Genomic DNA, 18,573 nt, shown 5'->3' with positions numbered 1-18,573 from the left:
GACCAATCCAACTCGAGGAATGACAGATGCACAACCAGTATACTGATCTTTTAGTCAATTTACCAGAGGTAAATGTTCAACAGATTGTGGAAATTGATGAGCAAACGATCCATATTCAGGTTGTTCCAAAGTCACGCAAGCAGGCTTGCGCCATTTGCCGTTCGGATCGTTCGGTCATTCGCAAAGGCAGCAACCAAACCCGGAAAATTCGGCATGCTGACGCTTTCGGCAAAATCGTTTATCTCCTGGCTCCGGCCATTCGTCTGTTCTGCAAGAGTTGTCATGCCGGTTTTGTTTGGCGGTACTCGTTTGTCGGTCCTGGCAAACGCTACAGTACCGCGTCCGAGCAACAGGCCATTCACACCGCGTCGGTCTCCACCGTCAAGCAGAGTGCGGAGATTCATCGCATGCCGGCCAGCACCTTGCAGATCAAACACCAACGATGGTTGTCGGTGGAAAGTGAACGGCTTCGGCAATTGGCGTGGAAAGAGGCCGCCAGCAGCCGCCATCTCGTACTGGGCATCGACGATTTTGCGATTCGAAAAGGTCATACCTACAATACCGGCATCCATAACCTCCGAGGCGAGACGTTGCTGGATATTTTGCCCGGACGCAAACTGGAAGAATTGCGGGATTATGCGCATAAGCATCCGGAGTTTCTGGCGCTTCGTCCCAAGGCGGTGGTGATGGATCTGGCTCCCTATTACCATGCCTGGATTCAGGAATGTTTTCCTGATGCCCTTCGAGTCGCGGACCGGTTTCACGTGACGCGTTACGTGATCGATGCCCTTCAGGCGGTCCGAAAAGACGTACAGGGTTCGCTGTCGGCCAGAGCCCGGGCAAACCTCAAAGCCAAACACCGGCTTCTAAACCCCCAGGCAGCATCGTTGCCCCCTGAAAAGCAGCAGGAGTTACAAGAAATCCTCAGCTATTCGTCGCTTTTACAGCAGGTTCATGCCTGGAAAGAAGCGCTTGGGGAATGGTACGACGGTGCACCGGACGCCAAAGTAGCTGCCATCTGGTTTGACCGCTGGCTGGGACAAGGGGAACATTTTCAGCATCCGGCAGTAGCCACCTGCATCAAAACGATGCGAAACTGGCGAACGGAGATCGTCAATTATCACTCCTGTCGGTGGACCAATGCGGCGGTTGAAGGAAGAAACAACCGAATGAAAGCCTTTCAACGCCGACATTACTTCACCCGGAACCGGGAACGTTACGTACAAGGACTTCTGGTCGAATGTAACCGTGAACGATTTGGTACATAAAGTCAAGCACTAACTTTGATGTTGAGCCACAATTTTACTTGATTATGTTTGAAAAATAATAACGGCTGCCGAGAACAAAAGTCCCTGACAGCCGTCTCAAATTGATAATCCTTATTGGTAAATCTTCCTCACGGGCACCGTCTGGTTGCGGTTGCGGCCGACCGAGAAGATCGCGATCGGGATGCCCGTCAGCTCCGACACGCGCTCGACGTAGCGCCGCGCCGCGGCCGGCAGATCGTCCAGCGACTTCGCGCCGGAGATGTCTTCCTTCCAGCCCGGCAGCTCCTCGTACACCGCTTCGCATTCCGACAGCACCCGGAGGCTGGCCGGGTAATGCTCGATCCGTTCGCCGCGGTACGTGTAGGCTGTGCAGATCTTCACCGTCTCCAGCCCGGTCAGCACGTCGAGCGAGTTGAGCGACAGCCCCGTGATGCCGCTCACGCGGCGGGCATGGCGGACGACGACGCTGTCGAACCAGCCGACGCGCCGCGGCCGGCCGGTCACGGTGCCGTACTCGTGGCCCTTCTCGCGGATCAGGTCGCCGATTTCATCGTGCAGTTCTGTCGGGAACGGACCGTCGCCGACGCGCGTCGTGTACGCCTTCGCCACGCCGATCACCTGATCAATCTTCGACGGGCCGACGCCGGAGCCGATGCAGACGCCGCCCGCGGTCGGGTTCGACGACGTGACGAACGGATACGTGCCCTGGTCGATGTCGAGCATGACGCCCTGCGCGCCCTCGAACAGCACGTTCTTGCCGGCGTCGATGGCGTCGTTCAGCACGACCGACGTATCCGTCACATACGGCCGGAGACGTTCGGCATAGCCGAGATATTCCCGAATGATCTCCTCCGCGTCGAGCGGCTCGCCGCCGTAGACGTTCCGGATGATCTGGTTCTTCTCTTCCACCAGGCGGCGGGCCTTCGCCGTGAACTCCTCCGCGTCCATCAGATCGACGATGCGGATGCCGGCCCGCGCCATCTTGTCCATGTAGCAGGGACCGATGCCCTTGCGGGTCGTGCCGATCTTGCCGTCGCCCTTGCGCTCTTCCTCGAGGCCGTCCAGCACGAGGTGATACGGCATGATGACATGGGCGCGGTCGCTGATCTTCAGGTTGTCGGTCGAGAAGCCGTTCTCGTGAATGTAGTCGATCTCCTCGACCAGCGCCTTCGGATTGAGCACCGTCCCGTTGCCGATGACGCAAATCTTGTTATGGTTGAAGATCCCGGACGGGATCATGGTCAGCTTGTATTTCTTGCCGCCGATCAGAATGGTGTGGCCCGCATTGTTGCCGCCCTGATAACGCGCGACGACGTCCGCGCCTTCCGCCAGGAAATCGGTAATCTTCCCCTTGCCTTCGTCACCCCATTGAGTGCCGACGACAACGACCGTTGACATGCGCATTCCTCCCTTGGCGCGCCAACTGCGCATTATGAAGGCACGCCAAATTTTGCCGCCTTGCCGGCCGGCGGGTGGCGGCGCGCGGAAGGCAGCAAGTTCAGTGTATCAGCACGCTTCGGCCGTGTCAATGAACGAAAACGAACATTGACCCCGGACCCGCCGAGATCGTTCGGATTTATTGCCGCTAGGAAGCCTTGTCCGCGTCCCCGTGCGTGCGGTCGAGGCTGACGAACTTGTTGAAGTTTTTCAGGAAGACGAGCTCGACCGTGCCGACCGGACCGTTCCGCTGCTTCGCGATGATGATCTCGATGATGTTCTTTCGCTCCGTCTCCCGGTCGTAATAGTCGTCCCGGTACAGGAAGGCGACGATGTCCGCGTCCTGCTCGATCGAGCCCGATTCGCGCAGGTCGGAGAGCATCGGCCGCTTGTCCTGCCGCTGTTCGACGCCGCGGCTGAGCTGCGACAGCGCGATGACCGGCACCTCCAGCTCGCGCGCGATCTGCTTCAGGGTGCGGGAGATTTCCGACACTTCCTGCTGCCGGTTCTCCCCGGGCTTGCCCCGGCCCTGAATCAGCTGCAGATAGTCGATGACGACGAGGCCGAGCCCGCGCTCCTTCTTCAGCCGCCTGAGCTTGGCACGGATATCCGCGACCGTGACGCCCGGCGTGTCGTCGATGTAAATTTCCGCTTCGGACAGCGCGCCGATCGCCATCGTCAGCTTCTCCCAGTCGTCGCCTTCCAGACGGCCCGTCCGCAGACGGCCCGCGTCGACGTTCGATTCCGCGCACACCATCCGCTGCACCAGCTGCGAGGCGGACATTTCGAGACTGAAGATCGCCACCGTCTCCCGCGCCCGAACGCCGACGTTCTGCGCGATGTTGAGCGCGAACGCCGTCTTCCCGACCGACGGGCGGGCCGCCACGATGATCAGGTCGCTGCGCTGAAAGCCGGACGTCATCCGGTCGAGATCGGGGAAGCCGGACGGGATGCCCGTCACGCCGCCCCGGTGGTTGTACAGGAACTCGATCTGCTCGAACACGTCCATCAGCACATCGCGGATCGAGATGAACCCGCTTCCCGTCCGGCGGTTCGAAATCTCGAGGATGCGCTGCTCCGCATCGTTGAGCAGCAGCCCCACATCATCCGCGCCCGCATAGCCTTCCTGCACGATCTCCGTCGCCGTCCGGATCAGCCGGCGGAGAAGCGACTTCTCCTCCACGATCCGCGCGTAGTAATCGACGTTCGCGGCCGTCGGCACGACGCTCAGGAGGCGGGACAAATAATCGACCCCGCCCGCTTCCTCCAGCCGCTGCTTGTCCTGCAGCGCGGCGGTGAGCGTCACGAGATCGATCGGCTGCCCCGCTTCGCCGAGCTCGATCATCGTTTCATAGATCATGCGGTGGACCGGCTGGTAGAAATCTTCGGGACGCAGCCGTTCCATCGCCGTGACCAGCGCATCCGCTTCCAGCAAAATGGAACCGAGCACCGCCTGCTCGGCTTCGATATTCTGCGGCGGCACCCGATCGAATCCGATCTCCATCGCCGTCATATGCATCCTCCCGCTTGCCGCCGCGCCGCAATGCCGCTGCGGCGGCTATTCGGATCTTGTCCTCCATGCGTCCGGACGCCGCCCGATACCGAACCGTGCGCCCGGCGCATCGCGCGGAACACTTGGCAGCCCCGTCCTTCCGGGACGCTTATTCTTCCGTCACCTGGACGCTGAGGGTCGCCCGAACCTGCGGATGCAGCTTGATCGGCACCTTCGTGACGCCGAGTGTGCGGATCGGTTCGTCCAGCTCGATCTTCCGCTTGTCGACCTCGATGCCTTCCTTCGCCAGCGCCTCCGACACCTGCTTGCTCGTGATGGCGCCGAACAGCCGTCCGCCTTCGCCGGCTTTCGCCCGGATGACGACCGTCATCGCGTCCAGCTTCTTGCCGAGCGCTTCCGCCTCCTGCTTCTCCTGCTGCTTGCGGCGCTCCTCCGATTGCTTCTGCACTTCCAGCGTCTTCAGATTGCCCTGCGACGCTTCCTTGGCCAGGCCGCGGGGTAAAAGAAAATTGCGGGCGTACCCTTCCGACACGTCCTTCACTTCGCCCTTCTTGCCCTGGCCCTTCACATCCTGCAGGAAAATGACCTTCATTCGAACAACCCCTCTTCCTTGTCGATTTCGTCCAGGATCGCCTTGAGGCGGGCCGCCGCCTCGCTGACGGTGCCTTCCATCTGCGCGGCCGCGTTCGTCAGGTGGCCGCCTCCGCCCATTCGCTCCATGACCACTTGCACGTTCATGCTGCCGAGCGACCGGGCGCTGATGCCGATCATGCCGTCCGGCCGTTCGGCGACGACGAACGAGGCGAGGACGCCGTTCATGTTCAGCAGCTTATCCGCCGCCTGCGCGATCAGCAGCTGCGGATATTGCTTGCCCGGTTCGGCGGCTGCAATCGCGACATGGTCGTAATGAATGACGGCGTGCCGGATGATCTCCGCTTTCTTGTTGTACTCGTCCAGATCTTCCTTCAGCATCCGCTGGATGAGCGCAAGATCCGCCCCGTTGCGGCGCAGATACGACGCCGCCTCGAACGTGCGGGCGCCGGTGCGGAGCGTGAAATTCTTCGTGTCGACCGTCATGCCGGCCATCAGCGCCGTCGCCTCGATCGTCTCGAGCGAGATCCGGTCGTGAATGTATTGCAGCAGTTCCGTCACGAGCTCGCAGGTCGAAGACGCATACGGCTCCATGTACACCAGGACCGGGTTGGCGATGAATTCCTCGCTGCGGCGGTGATGGTCGATGATGACGATCCGTTCGGTCTCGGCGAGCAGCCGCGGCTCCTTGAGCAGCGACTCGCGGTGCGTGTCGACGACGACCGCCAGCGAGCGGGGGCCGATCAGCCCCAGCGCGTGCTCCGGCGAGATGAACCGCTCGTGCAGCGCCGGCTCTTCGCGGATCAGATCCATCATTTTCTGGATGGACGGGTTGACGCCCTCGACCACGATATACGCTTCCTTGTTCAGCGCTTCGGCCGCCTTCAGCACGCCGATCGCCGCGCCGATCGAGTCCATGTCCGGCGTCTTGTGGCCCATGATGACGATGTTGGCGCTGTCTTTCATCAGGTCGCGCAGCGCGTGGGCGACGACGCGGGCCCGGACGCGGGTCCGCTTCTCGACCGCGTTCGTCTTGCCGCCGTAGAATGTCTGCCGCTGGCCGACACGGACGGCCGCCTGGTCGCCGCCGCGGCCGAGCGCGATATCGAGGGCCGCCTGCACCCATTGTCCGACCTCGACGACGTTCGAACCGCCGGAAGCCATGCCGATGCTGAGCGTCATCGGGATCTTCTGATCCATCGTCATCTCGCGCACTTCATCCAGAATGACGAAGCGCGACGCTTCGAGCTGCTTGAGCGTCTTCATGTCGGTGACGATCAGGAACCGGTCGGAGTTCAGCCTGCGCAGGTACATCTGATAGCGCTGGGACCAATCCGTGATCTCGGCCGTCACCTTCGACAGCAGCGCCGCCCGATGCTGGTCGTCCATCCCCTGGGTCACTTCTTCCAGGTTATCCATCAGGACGACGCCGAGCGCGAGCTGCTCGTCCTCATATTTCCGCTGGAGATTCCAATGATCCGTCATGTCGAAGACGTAGACGAGCCGCTTCTCCGGGTTGAAGTTCAGCTTGTAGACCCGCTCCCCGATCATCGCCTCGAACTCGCCCGCCTTGTCCCGGTCTTTGCCTCCCAGGACGGGGAACAGTTCGGTCAGGGGCAGACCGACGGCCGAATCCCGGTTCAGAATGCCGGCCACATAGGGGTTGTGCCACTCCACGATCTGTTCGTCGCTAAACAGCAGAATGCCGAACGGCAGCTCGTGGATCACTTCACCCCCGATTTTCCCGATCCGGTACCTCAGCGAGCCGAGATACCGCTTCAGTTCGCGCCGGAACGCCCGCTCCGCGAGCATCGCGTATACCGCCATGGCGCCGGTCAGCACGAATCCGATCAGGCCGAGCACCCATTCGTACCAGGCCAGCGCGAGCGTCATCGCCGTCATCAGGATGAGCGTCCAGACATGATGCAGCCCGTACCAGCGTCTGATTAAGTTTTTCGGCATCCGGACGTAACCTCCTTATGACTTGCCGATCGACTTGCGGAGCGGGAACACCGTGTCGAACACGCCGATCAGGCTGAGCGGCGGGAACAGCAGCACCGGCACCGAGATCATGAGCGGCACGATGCGATGCCACCCTCTCTGATAGGCCAGGTAGAAGAAAAAGCCGATGGTCTGGATCGTAAACGCGAACCGCAGCAGCGGATACAGGTTGACGATAACCGTGCCAAAATAAGAATCATCGCCTTCCGGCACGATCCATTGCAGCACGATGACGGCCAGATAGGCGTATACAAGCCCGCGCGGCAGCATCCATTCCCGCGCCTTGCGGAAAGCCGGCACCTCGATGCCCATGCGTGCAAGCGCCCTGCGCGCCAGCCAATGGGTGACGACGGCGAGCATGAAGGACGCCAGAATGAGCGTCAGCGGCAGCGACCGGATCGCCGCGGCGACGAACGCCTCGGTCATCTCGGCATTCCAGCCGGCGGGCAATGCGCCCTGGGCGGCCAGCGCTTCCGCGTTGCTGCGGATCAGGGCCGCCAGTTCCGCCGTCATCTGGATGTCCAGCAGAACCGAGAGCAGCAGCATTTCCAGCAGGAACAGCCCCAGAATCGACACGCAGCCGGCGGTCAGGACGGTGCGAGCCGGAGCGCGGCGCTTGTAGAAGTGCCCCATGACAATGGCCGGCAACAGGAAGAAAAGGCCGACGAACAGAATGACCGGCCCGAACAGAAAAAGCGCCAAGGACAAAATGACGATCGCATGAACGGCGAACGAGATCGGCGTCAGCAAAACATAGAGTACCGTGAACGGGACCGCAAGCAGAAATACGGCCGGCAAATTCAGAACAGGCACAGCCGTCATGATGAGCAGGATCAGCGCGGCGGCGCTCCATGCGAGCGGCCGGATACCCGTGTTCACGTCGTTCACTCCCCGGTTCATTTGAGCTTTACGCTCCATTATAGCATAAACTGCCGGGTGAACGAATGGAATAGAAGATGTGAAAAGGGACCTCCGCCGCGGGAGGTCCCTGGTATCGTCTCCATCGTCCGTTCAGCGCTCGACCGTGATGACATCGCCTTCGTCGGACACGTGATATCCCAGTTGCGTCAAGAACGACAGCGGGGCGAACACGCGGCTGCCGATCGAGACGAGCTCCGTCTCCGCGCCCCCCGGTCCCGCCGCGCGGTAGCCGCGCTCGAGCATCAGCACGCCCTTCTCCGGCATGACGCCCGGCTTGGAACCGGCAGCCGGTCCGTCCGCGGCGGACGAGCCTTCGGACACCGTGTAGGTATGCGTGACGCCGTCCCAGGCAAGGCCGAAGCCGCGCTCGGTCAATGCGGTCAGATCGAAATACCGGGCGTCGCGGAATGCGACGAGCGGATATTCGGCGCCGTCCCAGTGCATCGTTCCCGCCGACTCCGACACCCGCACGAACTCGCTGCGAATGCCCCGGCCCGGGCGGACCTTTTTGTTCACGACGCCGTTCTCGAGCACGACCTGGCCTTCGACCAGCACGTATTCGATGCCTTTCGACGGCAGGTCCGGCCGCTCGACCGTCGCCTGATCGGCAATCGTCGCGAAGTCGAAGATGACGATGTCCGCGTCCATGCCCTTCGCGATCCGGCCTTTCTTCCGCAGCGCGGGCACCTGTTTCTCCAGCCGCTTCGCCGGCATCGTGCTCAGCTTGTCGATCATGTCGATCAGCGGCACGACTTCCAGCTCGCGCACGTACATGCCGATCGCCCGTGCGAAGTTGCCCGAAGCCCGCGGGTGGTTGTTGTTCCCCGGCTCGAGGATCGCGTCCGAACCGATCATGACATACGGCGATTTGAACGCTTCGATGACCGACTCCGGCGGGATGGCGTAGGCCACCGCGAGCTTGCCTTCCTTCCGGTATTTGGCGAATGTCTCCGCCGTCAGCCGTTCCGACGTGCCCGCGATCTGCAGATCGTCGTAACCGATTCGGAACCGCTCCTGCCAGCCCTTGTCGAACCGGGCGGAGTTCAGGTAGGTGCCCCAGAAATCGTAGGCATACGTGCAGGCGGTGACGTCCAGCCCCTCGGCCCGCGCTTCCTCGATCATCTGCAGCGCCCGCTTCATGTCGAACGTTCCGCCGGTGCTGTTGATATGGTCAATGTGGACGGCCGCGCCCGTCTCCCGCGCGTAGCCGATGATCTCCTCCATCGTGTCCGTCTCCGTGCCCGGCTCCTCGACGTCGGAATACCGGCCGTGGAAATAGACGGGCACGTTGTACTCGGCGGCCAGCTTCGCCAGCGCCAGCACCTCGTTCGAGTCGGTGCCCGGCGCATATTCGAGGCTGAACGAAATGCCGAGCGCGCCGTCGTTCAGCGCTCGCTCCGCCATCTCTTTGAGCTTCTCGATCTGGGCGGGCGTCGCCGCGTCATAGCGGCCTATCCCTAACGAGTTCCGCGCCTGCATCACGAAGAACGACGCGCCGAAGTGAACCGGCGGATGCTCCCGCTCGTAGTGGTCGAGCCACACTTTCGGATTTGTCGTGCCGCCGTGCATCGCGATGTTCGTCGTGACACCGTCGGCGATCTTCGTCCAGACGCCGAGCGCATTCGGATCGTACGACAGATTGTCGATGAAACCCGGCGCGACGACAAGGCCCGCCGCGTCAATGACCTGGCTGCCTTTGAGCGGATGCGAGGTGATGACGCCGATCGTCTTGCCGGTGATGCCGATGTTGAGACCTTCGCGATCGAGTCCCGTCTCCGGATTGATGACGCGGCCGTTCGTGATGACGATGTCGTAGGTCGCATCCAGTTCTTCCTGCGTCACGTCTTTATCCGGATCGTACGGCTGGTCTTCTCCGGGCTCCGCGGCGGAATCCTCTTCCCCGCCGGCGCCTTCATCCGGCTCCTGCGGCGTGTCGCCCGCATTGCCGTCCGTTCCTTCATCCGTCTGATCGTTCGGCTGCTCCGCGATCCTTCCCGGTTCCTGCCCGGCATTGCCGCCGTCCTGCGTGAACCACCAGACCGCCGCTGCCGCCAGGATCACAATGGCCGCCGCGATGAACGGCAGCAGGACGCGGGTCTTGAAGCCGCGTCCGCCTGCGCCGTTTCGTTGTTCCGTCATGTCTGCCTCCCGTATTCGTCTTCCGCCGCCGGCGTCAGCTTGTTGTCCGTCCCCGGCAGCAGTCCCTGTTCCATCATGACACCCGTGCAATAATCAATGATATCACTGCGCCGCACAATGCCGATGAACCGGTTCATGTCGTCGGTCACCGGCACGAAATTCTGCACTTTGACGAGTGCGATCAGATCCGCCATCCGGGCGTCGATGCTGACCGCCTTGTGATCGAGCCGCAGCGGCACTTCCTTGAGCGGCACGCGATGCGTCTCCGTGAACTTGAGGTCCGGCCGGCTCTTCATGTACCAGAGCAGATCGCCCTCCGTCACCGTTCCCGCGTAGCGGCCTTCCGCATCCAGAATCGGAACGGCCGAATAGCGGTGATACTCCATCCGCTCAAGCGCCTGCCGCAGCGTCGATTCAATCGTCACACAGACCACTTCCTGCTTCGGCAGCAGAAAAAAAGCGATGTTCATGCCGTTCCCCCGTTCCCGCGGACAATACCTCCGGCCGATTCAGCGCCCGTCCGTCCCGGCCTGCTCAGGTTTCGGCAGCGACTGAAAGTCCGCATCGGCATCAAGCCAGGCGCGGATCCATGATGTCACCTGCTCCGCATCGCGCTCGTCCGCGATGAAGTACCAGACGCCGCCCTCCATCCGGCCTTTTCCCTCAAGCGTATGACTGTAGATCGGGCGCGTCTTGCTTCTCAGCATCTGCTCCGCAAGCCGGAGCAGATCGTCCGGCGGAATGTCCGTCGCGAAATTGCTTCCCATAATCTCGATCAGTTCCGGAATTTTGCGCCACTCGCCGACTTCCGACGCCTTGTCGATGATCGCCTGCAGGAAAATCTGCTGGCGCTTCGTGCGGCTTGCGTCTCCGCCGGCGTCTTCGCGGAACCGGACATAGTTCAGCGCATCCTCTCCATTGTAAAACGGCTGTCCTGCTTTTACAACGAAGTGCTCGTGATTCGGGTCTTTGTTCACAAGGTCCTTCTCGATCGGCAGCTTGATGCCGCCGATCGTGTCGATCACCTCGCGGAAACCCTTGAAATTGATCGATGCGTAGTGATCGATCTCGATATCCAGAAACCGTTCAACCGTCTCGACCGCCAGCCCCGCGCCGCCGTAGGCATAGGCGTGGGCAATCTTCTCCGGCTTCTCCCGCCCGGGAATGGACACCCGCGCATCGCGCGGAATCGAGACAAGCAGCATGGCGCTGTCGCGCGGCCGGACGGCCGTTACGATCATCGTGTCGGACCGGCCGCGTCCCCGTCCCCGGCTGTCGGAGCCGAGCAGCAGCAGGGTGAACGGCCGATCGGCCTTCTCCGCCGCTTCCTCCCGGCCGTCCGGAAGCCGGTCGTCCTGCCGACCTTCCGGCGCGCTGAGGTCGATCGGCTGGTAAGACCGCTCAAGCTGCGCTTTTACCCGTTTGGCGAAAAAAAGATCAAAAGCCGCCAGTGCGATCTGCGTCCGGAACCAATATCCGGTCAGTCCCAGCAGGACGAACCCCGCGAGCAAGCCGGCCGCCCATGCCTTTCTGCGCGACAGTCTCATCCTTCCTGTCCTCCCAACGTTTTTCACACCCGCCGGCCGTTCTATACCTTGCGGCGTGCGAATACGTATGCAGTAGAACACGGGGCAAGCTGACCTTGCGTCAAGCTTCCCCGCCGCGAGGTGATCGCCGTGAACGGCCGCTCTTCCACCGGTCTGGAGATCCGCATCGCCGCGATGCTCTGCTATGCGCTCGGCTTCATCACCGGACTGATCTTTCTCGCCATAGAGAAGGACAGCCGATTCGTCAAGTTTCACGCGCTCCAATCCACGCTGCTGTTCGCGTCGCTGTTTATTATGAACGTCGTGCTTTCCTTCATCCCGCTCATCGGCTGGTTCTTCAACATGCTGCTCGTTCCGGCCATGCTGGTCTGCTGGATCGGCTGCATGCTGCTGGCGCTTCAAGAAAGGAAGTTTCTGGTGCCGATCGTCGGGCCGATTGCCGACAGGGAGAGCCGTCGTTTCTGAACCCTTGCGGACCATCCGCAAATAACGAACAGGCTGTTCCGCCCGTCTGCGAATATGACGAGGGAACAGCCTGAAAAGTTTCGTATGGAAAATCATTCCTCCAATCCGAACAGCCGGTCAAAGCCGGCTTTCGTGCGTTTGATCAGCTCCTCCGGATCTTCTGCCGGCGGCGCCGGCGTCAGCACTTCCTGCGCCACCGGACCGTCGTAGCCGATGTCGCGGAGCGCGTCGACGAATCCCTTCAGGTCAAGCACGCCTTCGCCGGTAATCAGCCGGTCGTTGTCCCGCAGCTCGTGCACCGGCAAGTTCTTGGCGTCGTTGATGTGCACATGAACCACCTGCCGCTTGTCGAGCCGCCGGATATCGTCCGGACCGGCGCCCGTCGTGACGACATGGTAGACGTCGACGAGCAGCCCGACGTTCGGCGTGCCGATGGCCGCGGCGAATTCGAGCGTCTCTTCGATCGTCCAGATGAACGGATGGCTCCATGCCGTCCGCAGATGATGCGGGCCGACGAACTCGAGCCCGAGCCGGATGCCGTAGGCGCCGAGCAGCTCGGCGCAGGCGCGCAGCCGGACGACCGCCTTCGCCATGAACCGCGCGGCCGGCTCGTCCGTCGACGGCAGGATATAGGTGCAGCAGCGTGTGCCGCCCAGCGCGGCCGCCGCTTCGGCGATCGCCGCCAGCTGCGGAAGCCCGGCGCGGAACTCGGCATCCGACTTGCGCCATTCGACCGGCAGGCCGATCGCGCCGAGCCGGACGCCCGTCTCGTCCAGCAGCTGCCGCACGCCGTCCAGTCCCAGTTCGCCGATCAAGCCGCGCGGGTCGAAATCGACAGCGCCGAATCCGTATTCGCCCGCCTTGCGGATCAGTTCCTCATCCGTCCATTTCGGGCCGAGGCCGGCCCTTGTCAGTCCTCTGATCATTGCTGCCCCTCTCTCCTTCCTTGCGTTACGCCCATTTGAACAGGACGCCCTGGTACTCGTCCTTGCGGCTCTTCAGCCCGTCATACGCCGCAGCCGCTTCCTCCGGCGCGAGGATGTGGCTGATCAGCGGCTCCACCCGGAGACGGCCGCTCTTCAGGAGGCCGAACACCACCTCGGAGTTGCGGACGAGCGAATGTTTCACGAACGGATCTTTCTCCACCGGGAATCGACATTCGTGGGCGCCCTTGAACGTGATGCAGCCGCGCCCGTTCAGATGCACGTAGTTAAGCAGATCCGTCACGTCCGTCTCGTACCGGCCGCGCGGGCTGCCGAGCAGAATCATCTCACCGTATTGGCGGATCCATGAGACGCTCTCGACCGCGACCTGCGGCACGCCCGTCGCTTCAATCAGCGTGCCGACGCCGCCTTCGGCGATCGCCTTGACCCGCTCCGCGGCGCCTTCGCCGCCGGCGACCGTATGCGCGATGCCGCAGGCTTCCGCCAGCCTGCGCCGATTCTCCGACAGGTCGACGCCGATGACCGTCGCCCCCTGCAGTCCCGCGAGTTGTGCCGCCATGTTGCCGATCAGGCCGAGTCCGGTGACGGCCACATAATCGCCCAATTCGATCGTCGACACGCGCAGGCTCGTCATCGCCACCGTCGCCATCCGCGTGAACGGCACCCACGACAGCTCGAGGCCGTCCGGCACTTTCAGGAAGACGCCTTCCGCCTTCACGATCTCGTACTCGCTGTGGTTGGCATAGTGGAAAACGACATCGCCGGCCGCAAAACCTTCGACTTCCGGTCCGACCGCCTCGATCCGGCTGACCGCGGCGTAGCCGGGAATGCCCGGCATGCGGAACCAGCTCTCCCCGCCGGACAGACAGGCAAGCTCCGTTCCCGGGCTGATCAGGGTATACAGCTTGCGGACGAGCGCTTCGCGTCCGACAAGCGGACGGTCGGGCACCGCTTCTTTCCGGACTTCCACTTGCTAGGGGGCCGTGAATACGATTTGCCTGTTCATGTTTCGGACTCTCCTTTTTGATGGTCATGGTGACGCTTGCTTTCCGCCGCATACCGGCTGGGCGGAACGCCCGTCTCTTTTCTGAAAATGCGGCTGAAATGGTGAATGCTCGCAAACCCGACCCGTTCGGCGATCTCCGTCAGCGTCGCGCCGCCCTCCAGGATGAGCCGCTTCGCCTGCTCGATGCGGACCGATGTGATGTATTTGTGGATCGTCGTGCCGAACTGCTCCTTGAACAGCATGGACAGATAGCCGGGCGAGAAACCGATGCCGGCGGCGATCCGCGCATTCGTCAGGTCCGGATCCGCATAGTGCCCGTGAATGTACGCGATGCAGCGCTCGATCGGAACCCAGCCCTTCGTCTCGACGCCGTCCGTCGCGGCCGCATCGAGGCTGCGCAGATACAGGGCGATCAGCTCGACGGCAATCGCCTTCATCCGCAGCCGCCGGACCGGGCTGTCTTCTTCCCGGTACAGTTCCAGCAGCCGATGGAACTGCCGCCGCAGTTCGACGCGGTCGGCGGCGCGGACCCGGACCAGCGACGGCATCCGCTCCAGCGTCCGCTCCCGCTGCGGGACGTCGAGTTGCCGCTTGTCCGTAATGCCGATCGTCCGCCACTTTTCCCGCTCCTCGTCTTCATACAGATCGAAATGCACGATATACTGCTCGAGCGTCGTTCCGGGAGCGGCGTAGATCAGATGTTTGAGCAGCGGATGCATGAGAATGACGTCGCCTTCCGACGCTTCGTATTTCACCCCGTTCAGGATGAAGTCGGCTTTGCCCTGTTCGATGTAGGTAAACACGTGATCGTAATCCAGCCATTCGCCGGCCAGCCCTTCCGACCGGGTGATCTTCACGCATCGCACGAACGGCGAAATGTCCCGCAGTATCGGAGGTTGCATCCCGTCTTCCGTTCCTCCCGCCCGCATCTTTGTTGTTTTGTCGGCAACCGTCGACGGGTTGTCCGGCCGCCGTCCCGGCCTTCTTCCTGTAAATTATAACGGATGGTCGACCGCCGAGTCTTTGAACAGAAGGCCTGAGATTTAACCAAAAGTACGTAAAAATTTTCACATAAGTAGCAGTATGACATAAAAAATCCCGGTCCCTTTTGTGAGGTCCGGGATTTCTGCCTGCCGATTACTCCGTCGTGTACGGCAGCAGCGCCAGCTGGCGGGCCCGCTTGATGGCCGTCGTCAGCATCCGCTGATATTTCGCGCTCGTGCCCGTCACGCGGCGGGGCAGAATCTTGCCGCGCTCGCTGATGAACTTGCGGAGCAGTTCGGTGTCTTTATAGTCGATGTGCGTGATCTTGTTCACCGTGAAATAGCAGACTTTCCGGCGCTTGTTCCGCCCTTTGCGGCCGCCGTAACGGCGTTCGCGCTCCGGCCGCTGCTGCGGCTGCTGCTGTTGCTGCGATTGCTGCGGCTGCGCTTGTTGTTGCTCGCTCATGGTCCGTCCTCCTTTGCTTCAGAAATCAGAATGGCAGATCGTCTTCCGAAATATCGATTGGGCGTCCGTCATCCTTGAACGGGTCGTCGTTGCGGGCGCCGCCGCGGCCGCCGCCGTAACCGCCGGACGATCCGCCGTAGCCGCCCGAATAGCCGGCCCCCGCGCCGTAACCTCCGGCATCGTCGCGGTTTTCCCGGTTCGGCGGTTCAAGGAACCGCACGTTGTCGGCCACCACTTCGGTCACGTACACTCTGCGCCCTTCGTTATTGTCATAATGGCGCACCTGAATCCGGCCTTCGACCGCTGCGAGACGGCCTTTGCGCAGATAGTTCGCGCATGTCTCGGCCAATTGGCGCCAGACGACGATCGGGATGAAATCCGCTTCGCGCTCCCCGGTGCTGTTCGTAAACGGCCGGTCAACCGCCAGCGTAAACTGCGTGACGGCCACGCCGGAAGGCGTATAACGCATCTCGGGATCCCGCGTCAATCTCCCGATCAATATGACCCGGTTCAACATGGCCTGGACCTCCCAATCGGAATGTGCTTCCGCGGATTTCGCGCGTTTACGCGGCGTCGTCGCGCACGATCAGATGGCGGATGACTTCGTCCGTGATCCTGAGTACGCGTTCGAGCTCCGCCACGACTTCGGGCGTGGCGTTGAAGTTCACCAGCACATAGATGCCGTCGCGGAACTTCTGGATCTCGTAAGCCAGACGGCGCTTGCCCAGAACTTCGGACTTGATGACTTCGCCGCCATTCGCGATGATCGCGTTGAACTTCTCGACGACCGCTTGGAGCGTCTCCTGTTCAACGTCCGGACGGATGATGTACATCACTTCGTACTTGCGCATCTCCGTTCACCTCCTTATGGACTGAAGGCCCCCGTGCGGGAGCAAGGAGCGAGCGTCCCGTGTCGGGACAATGACTCGCATACCTACATACTATACCAATAATCGCACTTCTCGGCAAGTATCCGCCGATCCTTCCTTATACCCCGGATGTTCCCGTTCATGACCGGCGCCCCGCCAGCCAACAATATGGGCAGCATCCAAATCAAGCGAAGGAACGGAGGGGCTGCATTCATGGGCGAGTGGACCGAATTCGACGCGGGACATTCCGCGCCGAACGACGGGTGGTACATGGAGGTCGGCGACAACGACCACATTATGGGCATCAACGATCCGCGCAAAATTTATCTGCGCAAAGGCGAGAAGTTCCCCGGGCCATCGAATCATCGCCGCAAGTGGAAGCGCGTGAAAAAATAACAGAGAACCTTCCACAGACTCCAGGGCCGGAAGTTTCTTTGTCTGTGGAAATATTACCCATGTCGTAACCTGACGGCCATGCAACCTCTTTTTTCTGGAGGTTTTTTTGGGGGAACCCCTCAACCGCTACCAGACCTTTTCAGACACCTCCGATTTACCTCCATTCCAATGTGCTTCACAGTATTTTTTACCCCGTTAAGTTTTAAGAGCTCACAGGGCCGATTATGGCTGTCCGCGTTGAGAGGGGCAACGGGCCGGCGCGTCACAGCCGGGCCCCTCCCATGTTGCACGCGCCCGACCATTCCGACCATTTACTTCATTCACAAGATGGCCGTTGTAATCGGCTAAAAGCGGCTAAACTAAATTTGAAAACACGAAAGTTGATACTTTTTTGATACTTTGTTGACAGTTATCCAAGGAGATTCCAGGATGCGCATAAAAAACGCAAGACACGAATCGCTGTGGAGTACGACGGCAAGTTAAAGCATTGCGGATCATACGAAACAGCAAAAGTAAGATTCGAACAAGTTAGAGGCGAAAGGCTGCGACAAAACACGTAATTGTCCGCATAGATTTTCAAGTTGTTCTAGAGTGTATTCCGATGGTCTTCGTTCGTGCTTTCAGCGTCTCTTTCAGCATGTTCCGTTCCATGATGGCGATCGCTTCCGGATCACCGGCTCCAACCCGATCGAGCGACGTACCGATCCGCTCTTCCATCCAGCGTATCGCCTGAAAAAACCTGATCTTCGACTGTTTTAGATCTTCCCAATTATCCACAAGATACCACCCTCTTAACAAGTACTGAGTTATCTTACCATTCCGCTAAATTTTCGATTTCTATGTTGCTGTTAACCACATATTCTGCCGCACTACTAAAGAGAAATGGATTTTTGGTATAATCTGATCAGGCTACAGTTAATCCTTCCTTAGTCATTAACCAATGATGAACGCGATTGACTTCAATGTACTTGTCAATTTTGGCATTTTTCTAATCGCGTGCATAACGCTGGTGATCAAATTGATTGAGATGACCCAGAAAAAGAACTAATCCCTGCCAGAGGAAGCAAACTCGCAGCAGGGTTAGTCGGCAGACTAAGGGTTGATTCCCTGTAGCCTGTTATGAAATGCGGATGGCGTGGCAGCGCCGTCTGCATTTTTTGTTCACAGTTTTACATTATATAAAGCAGTGACACAATTTGTGCCTTTTTTTAGATTGTAGCCTAGTTGTAGCCTTGAGGCAACAATTTGTTACCTCATGAGACTGCCGGAAAAACAATCCCCTGACAGCAGTGTGGTTTGTCTATTTTTATAGCAGCTGCTGCGGTTGTCGTTGCGGTTTGCTAAAACACTTGATCTATAAGCGTTTTGCCCATTTCGGTTCATTGCGTTTCGGATCCTTCGTGATGAGCCGCAGCAAGATCGCTACTGTCTTAACGGCCACCATTTTTTTCTTCTTTGAGCGAAGTTCACGCAGCTCACGCAACAGCGCAAAAATGCGACTCCTGTCCGGAGCCGCATGATGCTGTGTATGGAATGGCGGAGAGGGTGGGATTCGAACCCACGCACGGCTTGCACCGCCTAGTTGATTTCGAGTCAACCCCCTTGGGCCTCTTGGGTACCTCTCCGTGTTTGGCACAAGCAGAATTTATATTACCACAGGGGACTGGCCGTTGCAAGATGCAATCTCCGCCATTGAAGCAACAGATAAAATATTCGAAAATTCACTCATTTCGCAACCTGCAAGTCAGGCGGATGGCGTGGAATCCGCGCCTCCCGTCTCCGGCTTCGGCTCCGCGGGGCGCAGCACCTTCTTCATATATTTCTCGAATTTCGCGCGCGGAACGAGCACGCTGTGCTTGCAGCCGACGCATTTGATCCGGATGTCCATCCCCATCCGGATGATCTCCATCTCGTTCGTGCCGCAGGGATGCGGCTTTTTCATCTGCACGATGTCTCCCAGGCCGAACGTCTTCCGCTCCACGTTCTCCCTTCTCCTTTCATGCAAAACCCAAATCCGTCATACCGGC

General features: G+C 60.3%; 20 protein-coding genes and 1 tRNA gene. 4 read left to right on the top strand and 17 right to left on the bottom strand.

Annotation, left to right across the window (positions count from 1 at the left end):
• Positions 1-26 precede the first annotated feature (26 nt).
• Positions 27-1,268: an ISL3 family transposase gene (locus THECO_RS18455; protein ID WP_015253098.1), complete on the top strand. Its 1,242-nt coding sequence runs from the start codon at positions 27-29 to the stop codon at positions 1,266-1,268.
• Positions 1,269-1,379: 111 nt separating this feature from the next.
• Here THECO_RS18455 and THECO_RS18450 read toward each other — a convergent pair whose 3' ends face one another.
• From THECO_RS18450 to THECO_RS18415, 8 genes are all read right to left on the bottom strand, one after another.
• Complete coding sequence (locus tag THECO_RS18450) at positions 1,380-2,666, bottom strand: adenylosuccinate synthase (protein ID WP_015256529.1); 1,287 nt, start codon at positions 2,664-2,666, stop codon at positions 1,380-1,382.
• 187 nt (positions 2,667-2,853) lie between these two features.
• Positions 2,854-4,218, bottom strand: a complete 1,365-nt coding sequence (dnaB, locus tag THECO_RS18445) for a replicative DNA helicase (RefSeq protein ID WP_015256528.1) — start codon at positions 4,216-4,218, stop codon at positions 2,854-2,856.
• Between the two features lie 148 nt (positions 4,219-4,366).
• A complete protein-coding gene (rplI, locus tag THECO_RS18440; protein ID WP_015256527.1) occupies positions 4,367-4,810 on the bottom strand; it encodes a 50S ribosomal protein L9 in 444 nt (147 codons plus the stop codon).
• Positions 4,807-6,771, bottom strand: coding sequence for a DHH family phosphoesterase (locus THECO_RS18435; RefSeq protein ID WP_015256526.1), 1,965 nt, complete (start codon positions 6,769-6,771; stop codon positions 4,807-4,809). Before THECO_RS18435 ends, rplI begins: the two co-directional genes overlap by 4 nt.
• Positions 6,772-6,786: 15 nt before the next feature.
• Positions 6,787-7,689, bottom strand: coding sequence for a DUF2232 domain-containing protein (locus tag THECO_RS18430; RefSeq protein WP_157373638.1), 903 nt, complete (start codon positions 7,687-7,689; stop codon positions 6,787-6,789).
• A gap of 132 nt (positions 7,690-7,821) precedes the next feature.
• Positions 7,822-9,870: an amidohydrolase family protein gene (locus THECO_RS18425; protein WP_015256524.1), complete on the bottom strand. Its 2,049-nt coding sequence runs from the start codon at positions 9,868-9,870 to the stop codon at positions 7,822-7,824.
• Positions 9,867-10,340: a CBS domain-containing protein gene (locus THECO_RS18420; protein ID WP_015256523.1), complete on the bottom strand. Its 474-nt coding sequence runs from the start codon at positions 10,338-10,340 to the stop codon at positions 9,867-9,869. Before THECO_RS18420 ends, THECO_RS18425 begins: the two co-directional genes overlap by 4 nt.
• Before the next feature lie 39 nt (positions 10,341-10,379).
• Positions 10,380-11,417, bottom strand: a complete 1,038-nt coding sequence (locus THECO_RS18415; protein ID WP_015256522.1) for an LCP family protein — start codon at positions 11,415-11,417, stop codon at positions 10,380-10,382.
• A gap of 129 nt (positions 11,418-11,546) precedes the next feature.
• Here THECO_RS18415 and THECO_RS18410 point away from each other — a divergent pair, with 129 nt between their 5' ends.
• Positions 11,547-11,882: a DUF4870 domain-containing protein gene (locus tag THECO_RS18410; RefSeq protein WP_015256521.1), complete on the top strand. Its 336-nt coding sequence runs from the start codon at positions 11,547-11,549 to the stop codon at positions 11,880-11,882.
• 92 nt (positions 11,883-11,974) lie between these two features.
• Here the strand turns inward: THECO_RS18410 and THECO_RS18405 are convergent, their stop codons facing one another.
• The 6 genes from THECO_RS18405 to rpsF all read right to left on the bottom strand — a co-directional run bounded on the left by THECO_RS18405 (position 11,975) and on the right by rpsF (position 16,132).
• Positions 11,975-12,808, bottom strand: a complete 834-nt coding sequence (locus THECO_RS18405) for a sugar phosphate isomerase/epimerase family protein (protein ID WP_015256520.1) — start codon at positions 12,806-12,808, stop codon at positions 11,975-11,977.
• A gap of 25 nt (positions 12,809-12,833) precedes the next feature.
• Positions 12,834-13,796 (bottom strand): zinc-dependent alcohol dehydrogenase, encoded by a 963-nt coding sequence (locus THECO_RS18400; RefSeq protein ID WP_015256519.1) that lies wholly within the window; start codon positions 13,794-13,796, stop codon positions 12,834-12,836.
• Between the two features lie 32 nt (positions 13,797-13,828).
• Entirely contained in the window at positions 13,829-14,734 is a 906-nt protein-coding gene (locus THECO_RS18395; protein ID WP_015256518.1) for a helix-turn-helix transcriptional regulator, read from the bottom strand.
• A gap of 235 nt (positions 14,735-14,969) precedes the next feature.
• Complete coding sequence (gene rpsR, locus THECO_RS18390) at positions 14,970-15,281, bottom strand: 30S ribosomal protein S18 (protein WP_015256517.1); 312 nt, start codon at positions 15,279-15,281, stop codon at positions 14,970-14,972.
• A 25-nt stretch (positions 15,282-15,306) separates the two neighbouring features.
• A complete protein-coding gene (gene ssb / locus THECO_RS18385; RefSeq protein ID WP_015256516.1) occupies positions 15,307-15,798 on the bottom strand; it encodes a single-stranded DNA-binding protein in 492 nt (163 codons plus the stop codon).
• A gap of 46 nt (positions 15,799-15,844) precedes the next feature.
• A complete protein-coding gene (gene rpsF, locus THECO_RS18380) occupies positions 15,845-16,132 on the bottom strand; it encodes a 30S ribosomal protein S6 (protein ID WP_015256515.1) in 288 nt (95 codons plus the stop codon).
• A gap of 231 nt (positions 16,133-16,363) precedes the next feature.
• Between rpsF and THECO_RS18375 the strand changes: the two genes are divergently transcribed.
• Complete coding sequence (locus tag THECO_RS18375; RefSeq protein WP_015256514.1) at positions 16,364-16,546, top strand: YjzC family protein; 183 nt, start codon at positions 16,364-16,366, stop codon at positions 16,544-16,546.
• Between the two features lie 576 nt (positions 16,547-17,122).
• Here the strand turns inward: THECO_RS18375 and THECO_RS18370 are convergent.
• Complete coding sequence (locus THECO_RS18370; RefSeq protein ID WP_015256513.1) at positions 17,123-17,323, bottom strand: hypothetical protein; 201 nt, start codon at positions 17,321-17,323, stop codon at positions 17,123-17,125.
• Positions 17,324-17,486: 163 nt separating this feature from the next.
• On the opposite strand from THECO_RS18370, the gene THECO_RS22615 reads away from it, so the two are divergent.
• Complete coding sequence (locus tag THECO_RS22615) at positions 17,487-17,594, top strand: putative holin-like toxin (RefSeq protein ID WP_157373634.1); 108 nt, start codon at positions 17,487-17,489, stop codon at positions 17,592-17,594.
• A 486-nt stretch (positions 17,595-18,080) separates the two neighbouring features.
• Here the strand turns inward: THECO_RS22615 and THECO_RS18365 are convergent.
• Both THECO_RS18365 and THECO_RS18360 read right to left on the bottom strand, forming a co-directional pair.
• A tRNA-Ser gene (locus THECO_RS18365) sits at positions 18,081-18,171 on the bottom strand.
• A 119-nt stretch (positions 18,172-18,290) separates the two neighbouring features.
• Complete coding sequence (locus tag THECO_RS18360; protein WP_015256512.1) at positions 18,291-18,527, bottom strand: DUF951 domain-containing protein; 237 nt, start codon at positions 18,525-18,527, stop codon at positions 18,291-18,293.
• Between the last annotated feature and the right edge of the window lie 46 nt (positions 18,528-18,573).

It is taken from the genome of Thermobacillus composti KWC4 (genome assembly GCF_000227705.2).
GTDB lineage: Bacteria > Bacillota > Bacilli > Paenibacillales > Paenibacillaceae > Thermobacillus > Thermobacillus xylanilyticus.
This window is presented reverse-complemented; position numbering and strand designations above follow the sequence as displayed.